Source organism: Sorangium sp. So ce448 (assembly GCF_051520915.1).
Classification (GTDB): Bacteria; Myxococcota_A; Polyangia; order Polyangiales; family Polyangiaceae; genus Sorangium; species Sorangium cellulosum_B.
Map to the genome: position 1 here is coordinate 11,832,404 of NZ_CP150343.1, position 19,908 is coordinate 11,852,311.

The following is a 19,908-nucleotide window of genomic DNA, read 5'->3' on the forward strand; positions in this document are numbered from 1 at the left end:
AAGAGCAAATCGTCGAGGCGCTCCGCGCAGCGCTGATGGATGTCGAGCGGCTCCGCGAAGAGAACCGGGAGCTCGCCCAGGCGACGCGCGAGCCCATCGCCATCGTCGCGGCGAGCTGCCGCTTCCCGGGGGGGATCGCCACGCCCGAGGATCTCTGGGCCGCGTTGCGCAGCGGAAAGGACGCGATCTCGCCGTTCCCTCGCAATCGCGGGTGGAAGCTGGACGAGCTCGAGGACTGCTCCGTGCGCGAGGGGGGCTTCGTCCACGACGTCGACCAGTTCGACGCCGACTTCTTCGGCATCAGCCCCCGCGAGACGCTCGCGCTCGATCCGCAGCAGCGCCTCTTGCTCGAGACCGGATGGGAGGCGATCGAGCGGGCGGGTATCGACCCGAGCTCCCTCCAGGGATCGCCGACGGGCGTATTCGTCGGGATCTTCGTCAGCGAATACTGCTCGCCGCTCCGGCATTCTCCGCCCGGCCTCGAGGACATGAAGGGCTACGTCGCCACCGGCCACGCGGCGAGCGTGTCCTCGGGCCGCGTCGCTTACACGCTCGGGCTCGAGGGGCCCGCGATCAGCGTCGACACCGCGTGCAGCTCCTCGCTCGTCGCGATTCACCTCGCCTGCCAGTCGCTGCGGCAAGGCGAGTGCACCCTCGCGCTCGCCGGCGGGGTGACCGTCATCTCGAGCCCGGAGATCTTCGTCGAGTTCGGTTCACAGCACGCGGGGGCCCCGGATGGTCGATGCAAATCCTTCTCGGCCGACGCCAACGGCGCGGGGTGGGCCGAAGGCGCGGGCATGCTCCTGCTCGAGCGGCTCTCCGACGCGGAGCGAAACGGCCACCCGATCCTCGCCGTCATCCGGGGCTCGGCGATCAACCAGGACGGGAGGAGCCAGGGGCTCACCGCTCCCAGCGGGCCGGCGCAGGAGCGCGCCATTGGTCAGGCGCTCGCCAGCGCGGGCCTGTCGCCGCACGACATCGACGCGGTCGAGGCGCACGGAACCGGGACCACGCTGGGCGATCCGATCGAGGCGCAGGCGCTCATCTCCGCGTACGGCGAGGCGCGCTCGAAGGAGCGGCCTCTCTGGCTCGGCAGCCTGAAGTCGAACCTCGGGCACACGCAGGCCGCCGCGGGCGTCGGCGGCCTCTTGAAGATGGTGCTCGCCCTCCAGCACGAGACGCTGCCGAGGACCCTTCACGCCCAGGATCCGTCGCCCCACGTCGATTGGTCCGACGGCGCCGTTCGCCTGTTGAACGAGCCCGTCGCCTGGAAGCGCGGCGAGCGCCCTCGGCGCGCGGGCGTCTCCTCGTTCGGCCTCTCGGGCACGAACGCGCACGTCATCGTGGAGGAGGCGCCCTGCGCCGGGGGTCGAGCGAGCGCTCCGCGGGCGAGGCCGCAGGCGCTCCCGCTCCTCCTCGCCGCGAAGAGCGAGCCCGCGCTCCGCGCGCAGGCGGAGCGGCTGCGCGATCACCTCGCCGCGCACCCGGAGCTCGATCTCGTCGACGTCGCCAATTCGCTCGCGACGACGCGCGCCCAGTTCGAGCATCGCGCCGCCGTCGTCGGGCCGGATCGGCGAGCGATCCTCGACGCGCTCGAGGCGCTCTCTCGAGATCGGCCCGCGCCGAACGCCGTGCTCGGGAAGGCCGACGTCGCCGGCAAGATCGTCTTCGCGTTCCCTGGGCAGGGCTCGCAATGGCCCGGGATGGCGCTCTCGCTCCTCGAGAGCTCCGAGGCGTTCCGCGAGCGCTTCGAGGCGTGCGCCCGGGCGCTCGCCCCGCACATCGCGTGGTCGCCCATCGCCGTCCTCCGCCGCGAGGACGGCGCTCCGCCGCTCGATCGCGTCGACGTCGTTCAACCCTTGCTCTTCGCGGTCATGGTGTCTCTGGCGGCGCTCTGGCGCGCGATGGGCGTCGAGCCGGACGCCGTCGTCGGTCACAGCCAGGGAGAGATCGCGGCGGCATGCGTGGCGGGAGCGCTGTCGCTGGAGGACGCCGCCAGGGTCGCCGCGCTCCGGAGCCGCGCGCTGACGAAGATCGCCGGACGCGGCGGGATGGCCGCGGTGGAGCTCGGGGAGACCGCGATCCGATCGCGGCTCGAGCGCTTCGGCGATCGGCTCTCGATCGCCGCCGTCAACAGCCACCACGCGACGCTCGTCGCGGGCGAGCCCGAGGCGCTCGACGCGCTCCTCGTCGAGCTCGGCGCGGCGCAGATCTTCGCGAAGCGCGTGCGCGTCGACTACGCGTCGCATTCCGCGCAGATCGAGGCGATCCGCGACGAGCTCGCGGACCAGCTGCGCGGCATCACCCCACGGGCGTCGGCCATTCCGCTCTATTCGACGGTGATCGGCCAGCGGCTCGATGGCGCCGCCCTGGGCGCCGCCTACTGGTATCGGAACCTGCGGCAGACCGTGCGCTTCGCCGACGCGACGGCGAGCCTGCTCTCCGACGGGCATCGCTTCTTCGTCGAGGTCAGCCCGCACCCCGTCCTCGCGATGGCCCTCGCCGAGAACCTCGAGCGCGGCGGTGTCCCCGCCGCCTTCGTCGGCTCGATCCGCCGGGACGAAGGCGACCTCGCGCGCTTGCTCCTGTCCCTCGGCGAGCTCCACACCCGCGGCCTGCGCGTCCGCTGGAAGGAGATCCTGGCGCCTTTCTCGCCGCGTCGCGTGGATCTGCCGACGTATGCCTTTCAGCGCGAGCGATTCTGGCTCGAGGTCCCCGAGGCCCCGAGCGAAGCCGCGGCGCCGCTCACGCAGGAAGAGAGCGCGTTCTGGCGGGCCGTCGAGGCCGGTGACGTCGACTCGCTCCGAAGGGCGCTGAAGATCGAGGGCGAGCCGTCGCTCGCCGCCCTCGCGACGCTGCTCCCCGCGCTGAGCGACTGGCAGACGAGCCGACAGGCGCAGCGCGCGATGGACGCATGGCGTTACCGGATCGTGTGGAGACCTCGCGAGAGCGCGTCGCCCGCGGACGTGACGGGGACGTGGCTGCTCGTCGTCCCGGAGGGCCTCTCCGAGGACGAGCTCGCGAAGCACCTGCCCGCCGCGCTCGAGCGACGAGGCGCCGAGGTCGTCGTTCTTGGGCTCACCCACGAGGACGCGCTCCGCTCCCGGCTCGCCGAGCGCGTGCGCCGTACGCTCGCCGGCAAGGCCCCCCTCCGCGGCGTTCTCTCCCTGCTCGCGCTCGAGGAGGCGCCGCTCCCCGCTTCCCCCGAGGTGCCCGCGGGCCTCGCGCTGACGCTCGCGCTCGTTCAGGCGCTCGGCGACGCCGGGGTCCTCGGCCGCGTGTGGCTCGTCACGCGCGGCGCCGTCGCGGCCGGAGACACCGATCGCGTGACCCGCCCGCTGCAAGCGATGGTGTGGGGCCTCGGTCGCACCGTCGGGCTCGAGCAGCCCGAGCGCTGGGGAGGCCTCGTCGACGTGGGTGAAGGGCTCGGCAGCGAGGGCGTGGAGCGGCTCGTCGACGCGCTCGACGGCCGCGACGACGAGGATCAGCTCGCGCTCCGCGCGTCGGGTGTGTCCGTCCGCCGGCTCGTCCGAGCGCCGCTCGGCGAGGAAGAGAGGAGCGGCAGCTGGACGCCGCGCGGCACGGTCCTCGTCACGGGCGGCACCGGCGCGCTCGGCGCCCGCGCGGCGCGCTGGCTCGCGGGACGAGGCGCCGAGCATGTGGTGCTGATGAGCCGGCGAGGCGGAGGCGCGCCCGGCGCCGACGCGCTCCGCGCAGAGCTCGCGTCGCTCGGGGCTCGCGCCACGTTCGCCGCGTGCGACGCCGCGGATCGAGGCGCGGTCGAGTCGCTCCTCCGAGCGCTGGACTCCGCCGGGTCTCCCGTCCGCGCGGTCGTGCACGCGGGCGGCGTCGCGCCTCAGTCGCCGGTGACCGCGACGACGCTGGACGAGCTCGCCGAATCCGTGTCCGGCAAGGCTCGCGGCGCCCAGAACCTCCACGAGCTGCTCGCGGACCGGCCCCTCGACGCGTTCGTGCTGTTCTCGTCGGGCGCGAGCGCCTGGGGCGGCAGCCAGCAGGGCGCCTACGCGGCGGCGAACGCGTTCCTGGACGCCCTCGCCGAGCATCGCCGGGGCCTCGGCCTGACCGGCACCTCGATCGCGTGGGGAGCCTGGGGCGGGGGGGGCATGGTCACGAACGACGAGGCCTCCGAGCTCCGGCTCCGGCGCCGCGGCGTCACGGCGATGGCCCCGGCGCTCGCGATCGGCGTGCTCGCGCAGGCGATCGACCACGACGAGACCCACCTGGTCGTCGCCGACATCGACTGGGATCGGTTCGCGCCCTCGTTCGCGGCCGCCCGCTCGCGCCCGCTGCTCCATGGCGTGCGCGAGGCGCGGGCCGCCCTCGAGGCGACCATCGACGCGCAGCCCGCCGGGGCGCGCGAGAGCGATCTCCTCGCGAAGCTCCGCGCGCTCCCGGAGGGCGAGCGGCTACGCCACCTGGTCTCGCTGGTGCTCGCCGAGACGGCGCGCGTGCTCGGCTACGCCGACGCCGCGCGGATCGATCCGCGCCGGGGCTTCTTCGATCTCGGCCTCGACTCGCTCATGACCGTGGAGCTCCGCCGGGGGCTCCAGCAGAAGACCGGCATCAAGCTGCCGGCGACGGTCGCGTTCGACCATCCGAACGCGACCGCGCTCGCGAACGTGCTCCTCGAGAAGATCGCCCCGCGCGGCGCGGAGCCGCGCGCCCCGCTCGCGATGGATCTCGACCAGATCGAGCGCGCGCTTGCGGCGATGTACGCCGAAGGATCCCAGCGCGACAGCCTGGAGCAGCGGCTCCAAGCGTTGCTCTCGAGGTGGACGGCCGAGAAGAAGGGCTCCGATCTGGCGTCGATCGCCGATCAGCTCGGGGCGGCGGACGCCGACGAACTCATTCAATTGCTCGACCGGAAGCTCGGAGGACGCCCGGATGTCCAACGTTTCTAAGGATACGCTCACCGACTACCTGCGGCGCCTCACCCTCGAGCTCCACAAGACGGAGGCGCGCCTCCGCGAGGCCGAGGCGAAGAGCCACGAGCCGATCGCGATCGTCGGGATGGCGCTCCGGATGCCCTGCGAGGTCGTCGACCTCGACGGGTTCTGGCGCTTCCTCGAGCAAGGCCGCGACGCGGTCGCGCCCATTCCAGCGAGCCGCTGGGACGCCGACGCGATCTACGACCCCGACCCCGACACGAAGGGCAAGAGCTACGTCCGAAGCGCGGCCTTGCTCGACGGGGTGGATCTCTTCGACGCGCCCTTCTTCGGGATCAGCCCGCGCGAAGCCAGGCGCGTCGACCCGCAGCACCGCCTCTTGCTCGAGACGGCGTGGGGCGCGCTCGAGGACGCGGGCATCCTCCCCGGCTCCCTCAAGGACTCGACGACCGGGGTGTTCATCGGCGCCGGACCGAGCGACTACGCGTTCCTGCGCGGCTCGGTCGAAGAGGTCGAGGCGTACGACTTCATGGGGACCTTGTCCTCGTTCGCGGCGGGGCGCCTCGCCTTCTCCCTGGGCCTCCAGGGGCCGGCGATCGCCGTCGACACGGCGTGCTCGTCGGCGCTCGTCGCGCTCCACCTGGCCTGCAAGGCCCTGCGCAACGGCGAGTGCGACCTCGCCCTCGCCGGCGGCGGCTCCGTCATGGCGGTGCCGGAGACGTTCATCGTCCTCTCGCGAACGCGAGCCCTGGCGCCTGACGGCCGCTCGAAGACGTTCTCGGCGAACGCCGACGGCTACGGCCGAGGCGAAGGGGTCGTCGTCCTCGCCCTGGAGCGCCTCGCCGACGCCCGCGCGCGCGGGCGCAGGATCCTCGCCGTCGTTCGTGGGAGCGCCATCAACCACGACGGCGCGTCGAGCGGGATCACGGTCCCCAACGGCGTCGCGCAGCAGAAGGTCATCCGCGCCGCGCTGAAGGACGCCGGCGTCGGTCCCACGGACGTCGACGTCGTCGAGTGCCACGGCACCGGGACGGCGCTGGGGGATCCCATCGAGGTCCACGCGCTGGCGGCCGTCTACGGAGAAGGACGCGCCCCGAGCGATCCGGTCCTCGTCGGGGCGGTCAAGACCAACATCGGTCACCTCGAGTGCGCCTCCGGCCTCGCGGGCATCGCCAAGATGGTCGCTTCGCTGCAGCACGGGGCGATCCCCGCGACGCTCCACACGAGCCCGCCGAACCCGCACATCGACTGGGACGGGCTCGCCGTGCGCGTCGTCGATTCGAATCGACCCTGGGCGCGGCGCTCCGACGGCGGCCCTCGACGCGCCGGTGTCTCGGCCATCGGCCTCTCCGGCACCAACGCGCACGTCATCCTCGAGGAGGCGCCGTCGGTCGAGCCGGACGCGACGCCCGCCGCCGCGCCCCTCCCTCCGCCGCCTGCGCTGCCGATCCTCCTCTCGGCGAAGACCGAGGGCGCTCTCCGCGCACAAGCCGCGCACCTCGCCGCGCACCTCGCCGCCCATCCGGAGCTCCGGCTCGTCGACGTGGCGTATTCGCTGGCCACGACGCGCTCCCATTTCGACCACCGGGCTGGGATCGCGGCGCGCGATCGGCAGGATCTGCTCGGCGCGCTGGAGGCGCTCTCCCACGGGCGCACGGCGCCGAACGTGGCCGTCGGCCACGGCGGCGTCGAAGGGAAGCTCGCGTTCGTGTTTCCGGGGCAAGGCTCTCAATGGGTCGGGATGGCGCTCCCGCTCCTGGAGACGTCCTCCGTGTTCCGCGAGCGCTACGAGGCGTGCGAGCGGGCGCTCGCCCCGCACATCGATTGGTCCGTGACGGCGGCCCTCCGCGGAGGCGAGGGCGCGCCTTCGCTCGACCGCGTCGACGTGGTCCAGCCGCTCCTGTTCGCCGTGATGGTCTCGCTCGCGAGCCTGTGGCGCTCGGCGGGGATCGAGCCGGACGCGGTCGTCGGCCATAGCCAAGGAGAGATCGCGGCCGCCTGCGTGGCCGGAGCGCTGTCGCTGGAGGACGCCGCCAGGGTCGTCGCCCTCCGGAGCCGCGCGATCACCAAGATCGCCGGCCGCGGCGGGATGGCGGCCGTGGAGCTCGGGGCGAGCGCCATGCAGTTGCGGCTGGAGCGCTTCGGCGATCGGCTCTCGATCGCCGCCATCAACAGCCACCACGCGACGCTCGTCGCGGGCGAGCCCGAGGCGCTCGACGCGCTGCTCGCCGAGCTCGGCGCGGCGAAGATCTTCGCGAGGCGCGTGCGCGTGGACTACGCGTCGCACTCGGCGCAGATCGAGGCGATCCGCGACGAGCTCGCCGACGAGCTCCGCGGCATCGCCCCGCGAGCGTCGGCCATTCCGCTCTACTCGACGGTGACCGGCGAGAAGCTCGACGGCGCCGCCCTCGACGCCGCCTACTGGTATCGAAACCTGAGGCAGACCGTGCGCTTCGCCGACGCGACGGCGTGCCTGCTCTCGGACGGGCATGGCTTCTTCGTCGAGGTCAGCCCGCACCCGGTCCTCGCGCTGGCGCTCCACGAGGCCACCGAGGGGGCGCGCTCCACGGAGGTGGGCGTTGTCGGCTCCCTCCGGCGCGACGAGGGCGATTTCGCGCGCTTCCTGCTGTCGTTGATCGAGCTCCACACCCAGGGGCGGCGCGTCGACTGGGGCGCGTTCTTCGCCCCTTCGCTCCCGCGCCGCGTCGCCCTGCCGACGTACGCTTTCCAGCGCGAGCGGTACTGGCTGGAAGCGCCGACGCCTCGCGCGGAGGGGGCGACGCCGGCCTCCGACGAGGAGGAGGCTCGGTTCTGGGGAGCCGTCGAGCGAGGCGACGTCGACGCGCTCACCGAGGCCCTCCGCGCGGTCGACCTGGCGCAGCGCTCGGCGCTCGCCTCGGTGCTCCCGATGCTGTCGACCTGGCGTCGGCAGAGGCACGAGCAGAGCGCGATCGACTCCTGGCGATACCGGATCGTCTGGAAGCCTCTCCCGAGCTCGCCCTCGGCGAGCGACGCGTCCGGTACGTGGGTCCTCGCGATCCCTGCGCGCGCTGGCGCGGACGAGCTCGCCTCGCGCCTGACCCGCGGCCTCACCGCGCGGGGCGCCGCCGTCGTCGAGCTGCGCGTCACCCCGGAGGGCGCGGAGCGCGCGCTGCTCGCCGCGCGGCTGCGCGATGAAGCCGCGGCGCGCGGCCCGCTCCGCGGCGTGATCTCGCTCCTCGCGCTCGACGAGGCGCCCTCCGCGGAATACCCGGCGATCCCGTTCGGGCTCGTCGGCGCGCTCGCGCTCGCGCAAGCGCTCGGGGACGCCGACGTCGAAGCGCCCCTCTGGTTGATCACGCGCGGCGCGGTCTCCACCGGACGATCGGATCGCCTCACGCGCCCCGCCCAGGCGATGGCGTGGGGTCTCGGGCGCTCGGTGGCCCTCGAGCGACCCGAGTCGTGGGGTGGCCTCCTCGACGTGGGTGACGCGCTCGACGACAAGGCGATCGACCGGCTGGTCGGCGCGATCGCGGGCGGCGGTGACGAGGATCAGCTCGCGCTCCGCGCGACGGGGATCTTCGCGCGGCGGCTCGTGCGGGCGCGCCTCGCCGGGGCCGCGCCGAGCCGCGCGTTCGCGCCTCGCGGCACGGTCCTCGTGACCGGCGGGACGACCGGCGTCGGCGCTCAGACGGCGCGCTGGCTCGCGCGGATCGGCGCAAAGCACCTCTTGCTCGCCAGCCGCCGGGGCCCGAGCGCGCCGCTGGCCGACGAGCTCCGCGCCGAGCTCGCCGCGCTCGGCGCCGAGGTCACCCTCGCCGCGTGCGACGTCGCCGACCGGGGCGCGCTCGGAGCGCTCCTGGCCTCCATCCCCCCGGAGCGCCCGCTGACGGCGGTCTTCCATTCGGCGGGCGCGATCGACGACGGCGCGCTGGGCTCGCTCACGCCCGAGCGGCTCGGCACCGTCCTCCGTCCCAAGGTCGAGGCCGCGCGTCACCTCGACGAGCTCACGCGAGGGCTCGCGCTCGATGCGTTCGTGCTCTTCTCGTCGGCGTCCGGCGTGCTCGGCAACGCCGGGCAGGCGAACTACGGGGCCGCCAACGCGTTCCTCGACGCGCTGGCCGAGCACCGGCGCGCGCTCGGCCTGCCCGCGACGGCGGTCGCGTGGGGCGCGTGGGCGAGCGGCGGCCTGCTCACCGACGACGTCGCCGCGGAGCTCCGCAGGCGAGGCCTCGCCCCGATGGCCCCCGCGCTCGCGTGCGCGGCCCTCCAGCAGGCGCTCGAGCACGACGACGCGCAGGTCACGATCGCCGACATCGACTGGAAGCGCATCGCCTCGACGCTCGGGGCGGCCCGCTCGCGCCCGCTGCTGCGAGAGCTGCCCGACGTGCGGCGCGCGCTGGACGAGCGCGCGGCGGCGTCTGGATCGGGCGTCCAGGACACGGACCTCCTCGCCCGGCTCCGGCCGCTGTCGGAGGGCGAGCGCCTCGGTCTGCTCTCGTCGCTCGTGCTCGCCGAGACGGCGGCCGTGCTCGGCCACGGGGATCCCGCCGGCATCGATCCGCAGCGGGGCTTTTTCGACCTGGGCCTCGACTCGCTCATGGCGGTGGAGCTCCGCCGCAGGCTGCAGCACGCGACGCACGTCAAGCTGCCGGCCACCATCACGTTCGACCATCCATCGCCCCGGCACGTCGCCGCGTACTTGCGCGGCGCCCTCGCGCCGGCGATGGGCGAGGCGAGCCCGCTCGTCACGCCCGAGGGCCCCTCCTCGCACGCCGCGAGCTCACCGAGCGACGAGCCGATCGCCATCGTCGGGATGGCGCTCCGTCTGCCGGGGGGCGCGGACGATCCGGAGAGCCTCTGGCACCTGCTGGAGAAGGGGGTCGACACGGTCGGCCCGATCCCGGAGAGCCGTTGGGACGCGGCCGCGCTCTTCGATCCGGATCCGGACGCCAAGGGCAAGTGCAACGTGCGCGACGCCGCCTTGCTCGATCGCGTCGATCTCTTCGACGCCGCCTTCTTCGGGATCAGCCCTCGCGAAGCGGTGCACGTGGACCCGACGCACCGGCTCCTGCTCGAGACGGCCTGGCACGCGCTCGAGGACGCGCGGATCGTCCCGGCCTCGCTGAAGGACTCGCGTACGGGCGTCTTCGTCGGCACGGGGGCGAGCGAGTACTTTTTGATGCAGACGAAGACCGCCGACGCCGACGCGCACTCGACGCTGGGGGCCTCGTCGTTCGCGTCCGGCAGGCTCGCCTTCACGCTCGGGCTGCAGGGCCCTGCGTTCTCGGTCGACACGGCCTGCTCCTCGTCCCTCGTCGCGCTGCACCTCGCGTGCCAGTCGCTCCGGAGCGGCGAATGCGACGTCGCGCTGGCCGCAGGCGCATCGCTGATCATCTCGCCCGACGTCTTCGTGCTCCTCGCGCGCACGCGCGTGCTCGCGCCTGACGGCCGCTCGAAGGCCTTCTCGGCCAACGCCGACGGCTTCGGCCGCGGCGAGGGCGCGGTCGTCCTCGCCCTCGAGCGCCTGAGCGATGCGCGCGCGCGCGGGCGCAAGATCCTCGCGGTCATCCGCGGCACCGCCGTCAACCACGACGGCGCGTCCAGCGGCATCACCGCCCCCAACGGCACGTCGCAGCAGAAGGTCATCCGCGCCGCCCTCGACAACGCGCGGCTCGCCCCGGCCGCGATCGACGTCGCCGAATGCCACGGCACCGGCACGGTCCTCGGCGACCCCATCGAGGTCCAGGCGCTCGCCGCCGTCTACGGCGAAGGCCGCCCCGCCGACCGGCCGCTCCTCGTCGGCGCGCTCAAGACCAACATCGGCCACCTCGAGTCCGCCTCCGGGCTCGCCGGCCTCGCCAAGGTCGTCGCCTCGCTCCGGCACGAGGCCCTGCCCGCAACCCTGCACACCCACCCGCGCAATCCTCACATCGCCTGGCAAGAGCTGCCCCTCGACGTCGTCGACTCGCTCCGCCCATGGCCCCGCCGCCTCGACGGCAGCCCGCGCCGCGCCGCCGTCTCCGCCTTCGGCCTCTCCGGCACCAACGCCCACGTCATCGTCGAGGAAGCCACGAGCGACGCGCCCGCTGAGCGACCTCCGCACCCGTCCCTCCCTGTCCCCGTGCTGCTGTCCGCCAGGTCAGAGCCCGCCCTGCGCGCGCAAGCCGACCGGCTCCGCTCTCACCTCCTCGCTCATCCAGACCTCCACCTCGGCGACGTCGCCGCCTCCCTCGCCACCGCGCGCTCCCACTTCGAGCACCGCGCCGCCGTCGTCGCCGACGGCGCCCACGGCCTCCTCGACGCCCTCGACGCCCTCGCGCACGGCCGCTCTCCCGCCCATGCCGTGACCGCACACAGCTCGGGCAATCCACGCCTCGCCCTGCTCTTCACAGGACAAGGCAGCCAGCGGCCCGCCATGGGGCGCTCCCTTTACGACGCCTACCCCGCCTTCCGCGACGCCCTCGACGCCGTCTGCGCCCTCCTCGACCGCGAGCTGGAGCGCCCCCTCGCCCACGTGCTCTTCGCCGCCGAAGGCTCCGAGCAAGCCGCCCTCCTCGACCAGACCTCGTTCACCCAACCCGCCCTCTTCGCCCTCGAGGTCGCCCTCTTCCGCCTCGTCGAGACCTGGGGCGTGAAGCCCGACCTCCTGCTCGGCCACTCCATCGGCGAGCTCGTCGCCGCCCACGTCGCCGGCGTCCTGTCCCTCGAAGACGCCTGCACCCTCGTCGCCGCCCGCTCTCGCCTCATGCAGGCCCTCCCCCTCGGCGGCGCCATGGTCACCGTCGAGGCCGCGGAGCCCGAGGTCCTCGCCGCACTCCACCGTACCGCCGGCGTCGAGATCGCCGCCCTCAACGGCCCCACCTCCACCGTCCTCTCGGGCGAGCTCGACGCCGTCCTCTCCGCCGCCGCGCTCTTCCAGTCGCTCGGTCGCAAGACCTCACGGCTCCGCGTCAGCCACGCTTTTCACTCCGCCCACATGCACGCGATGCTCGAGCCCTTCGGCCGCATCGCCGAGCGCCTCACCTTCCATCCCCCGCGCATCCCCATCGTCTCCAACCTCACCGGCAAGCTCGCCTCCGCCGAACAGCTCTGCTCGCCCGACTACTGGGTGCGACACGTCCGACACGCCGTCCGCTTCCTCGACGGCATCCGAACCCTCGAGGACCAAGGCGTCTCCACCTTCCTCGAGCTCGGCCCCCACGGCGTCCTCTCCGCCCTCGGACAGAGCGCCCTCTCCAGCGCCCACGACGCCTCCGCCGCCTTCCTCCCGGCCCTTCGCAAGGACAGGCCCGAGGTGCCCACCCTCCTCACCGCCCTCGGCTCCCTCCACGCACGCGGTCACCTCGTCGACTGGGCTCGCTTCTTCGAGCCCCTCGCCCCGCGCCACGTCGACCTCCCCACCTACCCCTTCCAGCGCGAGCGCTTCTGGGTCAAAGCCTCCGAGGCGCGCGACGCGGGTGCACCGACGGGCGCGTCCGAGGACGTCCAGTTCTGGCGAGCCGTTGAGAGCGGCGACGTCGACTCGCTCTCCGGCGCGCTGCACATCGACGACGAGGCGAACCGCTCCGCGCTCGAGCAGCTCCTCCCCGCGCTGTCCACCTGGCGTCGCAGCCGAAAAGACCACACCACCGTCGATGCGTGGCGGTATCGCATCGCCTGGAAGCCGCTGGCGAGCGCCTCCCACGGAGAGGTGGCAGGCCCATGGCTCCTCGTCGTTCCAGCGGGCGTCGAGGAAGGGGATCTCGCCCGCTCGATCGCCCGCGCGCTCACCGAGCGCGGCGGGGACCTGGTCGAGGTTCGCGTCGCGCGCGAGGCGATCGGACGAGCGCGCATCGCCGAGCAGCTCGCCGCGTCGCTCCCCGAAGGCGCGCCGCTTCGCGGCGTGCTCTCCCTGCTCGCCCTCGACGAAGCGCCCCTGCGTGAACACCCGGCGTTGCCGGCGGGCCTCGCCGCCACGCTCGCGCTCATGCAAGCGCTCGGCGACGCGGGCATCGGCGCGCCGCTCTGGATGATCACGCGAGGCGCGATCTCGATCGGCCGCTCCGACCGCATCACGCACCCCCTTCAAGCGATGACGTGGGGCCTCGGCCGCGTGCTCGGGCTCGAGCACCCTCAGCGCTGGGGAGGCCTCGTCGACCTGGCAGACACGCCGCTCGACGCGCGGAGCCTGGAGCGCCTCGCCGCCGCGCTCGGCGGGACCGACGACGAAGATCAGATCGCGCTGCGGCCCACCGGGCTCTACGGGCGGCGCCTCTTGCGCGCGCCGCTCGGCGAGACCCGGCCGACAGAGCCCTTCGCGCCCCGCGGTACGATCCTCGTGACCGGCGGGACGGGCGCGATCGGCGCGCACGTCGCGCGGTGGCTCGCGGCGCGGGGGGCCGAGCGCCTCGTGCTCACGAGCCGACGCGGCGGAGACGCGCCCGGCGCCGACGCGCTTCGCGCAGAGCTAGAGGCGCTCGGCGCGCGCGTCACCCTCGCCGCCTGCGACGCGGCCGATCGGCAGGCCGTCGCCGCGCTGCTCCGAGAGCTCGATGTCCAGGGGACGCCTGTCCGGGCCGTCTTTCATGCGAGCGGCGTCGCGCGGCAGGCCCCCATCGAGGCGACGACGCTCGCCGACCTCGCCGAGGTCGTCACCGGCAAGGTCTCCGGCGCGCAGCACCTTCACGAGCTCCTCGCCGACCGCCCGCTCGATGCGTTCATCCTCTTCTCCTCGGGCGCCGCCGCCTGGGGCAGCGGACATCAAGGCGGCTACGCCGCGGCCAACGCGTTCCTCGACGCGATCGCCGAGCAGCGCCGGCACGCGGGGCAGGCGGCGACGTCCATCGCGTGGGGTGCGTGGGCCGGGGCTGGAATGCTCGCCGAGCACGCGGACGCCGAGCTGCACCTCCGGCGCCGCGGGCTCTCGCCAATGGCCCCATCGCTCGCCATCGTGGCGCTCGGGCAAGCGCTCGACCATCACGAGACGCTGCTCGTCGTCGCGGACATCGACTGGGCGACCTTCGCCCCCGCCTTCGCCGCCTCGCGGCGGCGGCCGCTCCTGCGCGATCTCCTCGATGCGACGCGCGCCCTCGAGGCGCTCGCCGTCGCTCCGGAGCCCGGAGCGCAGGAGAGGCCGCTCCTCGCGAGGCTCCGGCCGCTCTCGGCCGACGAACGCCTCCGCCACGTCGTCTCGGTGGTGCTCACCGAGACGGCCAGCGTGCTCGGACACCCGGACGCGTCCCGCATCGAACCGGCGCGAGGCTTCTTCGACCTCGGGCTCGACTCGCTCGTGGCGGTCGAGCTCCGCCGGCACCTGGAGCTCGTGACGGGGCTCAAGCTGCCGGCCACCGTCACGTTCGATCATCCGTCGCCCCAGCAGCTCGCCGCCTTCTTGTGCGACGCCCTCACCCGTACGCTCGGTCAAGCGACGGGCGGCGGGGCGGATGATGCGAGGGGCGCCCACGTCGCGGCCGCCGCGGCCGACGAGCCGATCGCCATCGTCGGGATGGCCTTGCGCCTCCCGGGCCACGTCGGGGATCGCGACGCCCTCTGGGAGCTCCTCCGCAGCGAAGTCGATGCCGTCGGACCCATCCCGAAGAGCCGCTGGGACGCCGACGCGCTCTACGACCCCGACCCCGACGCCAAGGGGAAGAGCTATGTCCGCGAAGCCGCCCTCGCCGAGGGGGTGGATCTCTTCGACGCAAGCTTCTTCGGCATCAGCCCGCGGGAGGCGAAGCACCTCGACCCGCAGCACCGGCTGCTCCTCGAGACGTCCTGGCAAGCCCTCGAGGATGCCCGCATCGTCCCCGCTTCCCTCAAGGACTCGAGCACGGGGGTCTTCGTCGGCATCGGCGGGAGCGAGTACGGGTTCCTCGAGCCGGGCATCGAAGAGGCAGACGCGTACTCCTCGATGGGAGCCGTCGCGTCGTTCGCCGCGGGCCGCCTCGCCTTCACGCTCGGCCTGCAGGGCCCCGCGCTCGCGGTCGACACGGCCTGCTCCTCGTCCCTCGTCGCGCTGCACCTCGCTTGCCAATCGCTGCGCAGCCGCGAGTGCAACCTCGCCCTCGCGATGGGTGTCCACGTCATGGCCGCGGGGGAGATCTTGGTCGTCCTGTCGCGCACCCGCGCCGTCGCGCCCGATGGCCGGTCGAAGACGTTCTCGGCCAACGCCGACGGCTACGGCCGCGGCGAGGGCGCGGTCGTCCTCGCCCTCGAGCGCCTGAGCGATGCGCGCGCGCGCGGGCGCAAGATCCTCGCGGTCATCCGCGGCACCGCCGTCAACCACGACGGCGCGTCCAGCGGCATCACCGCCCCCAACGGCACGTCGCAGCAGAAGGTCATCCGCGCCGCCCTCGACAACGCGCGGCTCGCCCCGGCCGCGATCGACGTCGCCGAATGCCACGGCACCGGCACGGTCCTCGGCGACCCCATCGAGGTCCAGGCGCTCGCCGCCGTCTACGGCGAAGGCCGCCCCGCCGACCGGCCGCTCCTCGTCGGCGCGCTCAAGACCAACATCGGCCACCTCGAGTCCGCCTCCGGGCTCGCCGGCCTCGCCAAGGTCGTCGCCTCGCTCCGGCACGAGGCCCTGCCCGCAACCCTGCACACCCACCCGCGCAATCCTCACATCGCCTGGCAAGAGCTGCCCCTCGACGTCGTCGACTCGCTCCGCCCATGGCCCCGCCGCCTCGACGGCAGCCCGCGCCGCGCCGCCGTCTCCGCCTTCGGCCTCTCCGGCACCAACGCCCACGTCATCGTCGAAGAAGCCCCGAGCGACGCGCCCGCTGAGCGACCTCCGCACCCGTCCCTGCCTGTCCCCGTGCTGCTGTCCGCCAGGTCAGAGCCCGCCCTGCGCGCGCAAGCCGACCGGCTCCGCTCTCACCTCCTCGCTCATCCAGACCTCCACCTCGGCGACGTCGCCGCCTCCCTCGCCACCGCGCGCTCCCACTTCGAGCACCGCGCCGCCGTCGTCGCCGACGGCGCCCACGGCCTCCTCGACGCCCTCGACGCCCTCGCGCACGGCCGCTCTCCCGCCCATGCCGTGACCGCACACAGCTCGGGCAATCCACGCCTCGCCCTGCTCTTCACAGGACAAGGCAGCCAGCGGCCCGCCATGGGGCGCTCCCTTTACGACGCCTACCCCGCCTTCCGCGACGCCCTCGACGCCGTCTGCGCCCTCCTCGACCGCGAGCTGGAGCGCCCCCTCGCCCACGTGCTCTTCGCCGCCGAAGGCTCCGAGCAAGCCGCCCTCCTCGACCAGACCTCGTTCACCCAACCCGCCCTCTTCGCCCTCGAGGTCGCCCTCTTCCGCCTCGTCGAGACCTGGGGCGTGAAGCCCGACCTCCTGCTCGGCCACTCCATCGGCGAGCTCGTCGCCGCCCACGTCGCCGGCGTCCTGTCCCTCGAAGACGCCTGCACCCTCGTCGCCGCCCGCTCTCGCCTCATGCAGGCCCTCCCCCTCGGCGGCGCCATGGTCACCGTCGAGGCCGCGGAGCCCGAGGTCCTCGCCGCACTCCACCGTACCGCCGGCGTCGAGATCGCCGCCCTCAACGGCCCCACCTCCACCGTCCTCTCGGGCGAGCTCGACGCCGTCCTCTCCGCCGCCGCGCTCTTCCAGTCGCTCGGTCGCAAGACCTCACGGCTCCGCGTCAGCCACGCTTTTCACTCCGCCCACATGCACGCGATGCTCGAGCCCTTCGGCCGCATCGCCGAGCGCCTCACCTTCCATCCCCCGCGCATCCCCATCGTCTCCAACCTCACCGGCAAGCTCGCCTCCGCCGAACAGCTCTGCTCGCCCGACTACTGGGTGCGACACGTCCGACACGCCGTCCGCTTCCTCGACGGCATCCGAACCCTCGAGGACCAAGGCGTCTCCACCTTCCTCGAGCTCGGCCCCCACGGCGTCCTCTCCGCCCTCGGACAGAGCGCCCTCTCCAGCGCCCACGACGCCTCCGCCGCCTTCCTCCCGGCCCTTCGCAAGGACAGGCCCGAGGTGCCCACCCTCCTCACCGCCCTCGGCTCCCTCCACGCACGCGGTCACCTCGTCGACTGGGCTCGCTTCTTCGAGCCCCTCGCCCCGCGCCACGTCGACCTCCCCACCTACCCCTTCCAGCGCGAGCGCTTCTGGCTCGATGCCCCGAAGAGCTCCACGACGTCGGCGGGAACGCGCGCGGGCCGCTATCCGCTCGCCGGCCAGCGCCTGGATCTGCCGGACGGCTCTGTCCTTCACCTGCTCGGAATCGGGCCCGGCGTTCAGCCTTACCTCGCGGACCACGCCGTCTACGGGCGCATCGTCGTCCCCGGGGCCTTCTACGTGGCCGTTCTGCTCGCCGTCGCCGCTTCACACTGGCCCGACCAGCCGCTCGAGCTCCGCGACGTCCAGTTCGCGCGAGCCCTGACCTTCGACGAGCCTTCCTCGCGCGTCACCGCACACCTCCAGCTCACGCCGCTGGAAGGAGCGAGCCCGGCGTTCGCCGTCACGATCGCGACCCAGGTCGACGACGCGTGGGTGACGCACGCAACGGGCACGATCGCACCGCTTCGCCCGAGCGAGCTGCCCGCCCTCGCCGCCATGAAGCCTCGCGCGCCGGAGCATAGCCTCGACGCACAAGCTCGATTCCTCGATGACCTCCAGGCGATTTACGTGGACTGGGGCCCGCAATGGCGCTGGCTACGGCAAATCCGGCACGTCGGCGGCCGGACCGGCGTCGGCTACATGGAGGCTCCAGCGGGCGTCCCGCTGGACGACGCGCCCATCCCCGGCGGGTTGCTCGACAACGCCTTCGGGGTCGGCATCGCGACGGCGGAGCTTCCGACGAGAGACGCGCGCGAATCGCCGCAGGACAAGGTCTCGCCGCTCCTGCCCTTCGCGGTCGAGCGCATCGTCTGGCCCGGGAACGCGTCGACGGCCTCGTGGGCCGAATACGTCATGCGCGACGAGATCCAGGCGGAGGCCGACGGAAGCATCGGCGATATCACGCTCTATGATCCGGCAGGCGCGCCCGTCGCACGGATCGAAGGTCTCTCGTCGCGCCGCGCATTGGCCGAGCGATTTCTCCCCGATCACGCGGCGCGCGACCTGTACGCCGTCCAGTGGATCGAGCAGACGACGCCCTCGCGCACGTCGAACGAAACGTGGGCGCTGCTCGGCCCCGAGGCCGCCGGCCTCGAGCCAGCGCTCCGCTCGAGCGGTCAGCGGCCCGAAGCCTACGCGGACATCGAGTCGCTCCGGCGCGCCCTCGATCGCGGCGTGAAGGTCCCCGAGGTCGTCGTCCTCGCGCACGCCCCGAGCGCGCCTCCCGCTTCGTCCGTCGAGCGCGCCGGCGCCGCGCACGAGGCCGCGGTGCGCGCGCTCGCGGCCCTGCAAGCCTGGCTCTCCGACGAGCGGTTTGCCTCCTCTCGGCTCGTCGTGACGACCGAACGAGCCATCGCGACGCGCCCCGACGAGGACGTCCCGAACCTCGACCACGCGGCCATCTGGGGCCTGGTCCGCGCGACCCAGACCGAGAACCCCGACCGGCCCATCGTCCTCGTCGACCTCGATCCGCGCGACGGCTCTCGGCGCGCCCTCTCGGCCGCGCTGCACGCGGGCGAGCATCAGGTCGCGCTGCGAGACGGCCGGACGCTCGCCCCGAGGCTCACGCGGCTGCCGCCCGCCTCGGAGGCGAACGACGACGGCGTGCTCGATCCCGAGGGCACCGTCCTCGTCACCGGCGGAACGGGCACGCTGGGCGGCCTCGTGGCGCGACACCTCGTGAAGAAGCATGGAGCGAGGCACCTCCTCCTCGCCTCGCGCAAGGGCCTCGCGTCGGCCGGCGCGAGCGACTTGCAGCGCGAGCTCGAGAGCGCGGGCGCCTCGGTCACGATCGCGGCGTGCGACGTCAGCGACCGGCGCGCGCTCGAGGCGCTCCTGTCCTCGATCCCCGAGCGCCACCGCCTGACGGCGGTCGTTCACGCGGCTGGCACGCTCGACGACGGCGTGCTCGGCGCGCTGACCGCCGATCGACTGCGCGCGGTCCTGCGCTCCAAGATCGACGGGGCGCTCCACCTGCACGAGCTCACCCTGGCGCTCGGCGTCCGGGCGTTCGCGCTCTTCTCCTCTCTCTCTGGCGTGCTCGGCGGCGCAGGACAGGCCAACTACGCCGCGGCCAACGCCTTCCTCGACGCCCTCGCCCATCACCGGAAGAGCCGAGGGCTCTCCGCGGTGTCGATCGACTGGGGCCCGTGGACGGAGCGGTCGGGGATGACCTCGCAAATGACGGAGGCGGATCGCCGCCGCATCGCGCGCGTGGGCATGCTCACGCTCTCGTCGGAGGAGGGCCTCGCCCTCCTCGACGCCGCGCTCCGCCGCCCGGAGCCCGCGCTCGCAGCCGCGCGGATCGACGTGACCGCGCTCCGCGCCCACGCGCTGCCCACGATGCTGCACGGGCTCGTCCGAGGCCGGACCGCGCAGCCCACGGCGGCGAGCTCCTCGGCGGCGTCCAGCCGGAAGCAGCACCTGCTCTCCCTCTCGCCCGAAGCGCGCGATCGCGCGTTGCTCGACCTCGTCCGCGGCGAGGTCGCGACCGTGCTCGGCATCACGTCGCCGAGCTCCGTCGACAACCAGCGGCCGATCCAGGAGCTCGGGCTCGACTCGCTCATGGCCGTCGAGCTCAGGAACCGGCTCGCGGCCGCGGCGGGGGTGCGCCTGCCCGCGACCCTCCTGTTCGACCATCCGACCGTGAGCGCGCTCGGCGACTATCTTCACAGGCAGCTCGGAGACACGAACGGCGTCGCCTCGACGCCGACCCGGAGCGACAGGGAGATCCGCGACGCGCTCGCGAAGGTCCCGCTCGCTCGTCTGAGAGACGCCGGCCTCCTCGACGCGCTCTTGCGGCTCGCCGACGCGGAGGTCGAGGCGATCTCCGCCGTCGAAGAGGTCGACGCCGACGCGATCGCCGAGATGGGCGTCGGCGACCTCATACGCCTCGCGCTCGACGGAGCAGCGGACGCCGGCGCGCCGGGGGGGAGCGATGGAGAACTCTATGAGTAGCTCGCAAGACGA

2 protein-coding genes are annotated in these 19,908 nt (G+C 73.6%); both read left to right on the top strand.

Translation table 11 applies throughout. The features are described 5' to 3' along the window. The first annotated feature begins 32 nt into the window (after positions 1-32). On the top strand, positions 33-4,922 hold the full coding sequence (locus tag WMF45_RS44725; RefSeq protein WP_437719647.1) for a type I polyketide synthase: 4,890 nt from the start codon (positions 33-35) through the stop codon (positions 4,920-4,922). After that, positions 4,906-19,896, top strand: a complete 14,991-nt coding sequence (locus WMF45_RS44730; RefSeq protein WP_437712864.1) for a type I polyketide synthase — start codon at positions 4,906-4,908, stop codon at positions 19,894-19,896. Before WMF45_RS44725 ends, WMF45_RS44730 begins: the two co-directional genes overlap by 17 nt. The last annotated feature ends 12 nt before the right edge of the window (positions 19,897-19,908 follow it).

Coding starts and splice junctions, on each gene's coding strand:
- WMF45_RS44730 (WP_437712864.1), top strand. CDS start 4,906: ATGTCCAACGTTTCTAAGGATACGCTCACCGACTACCTGCGGCGCCTC.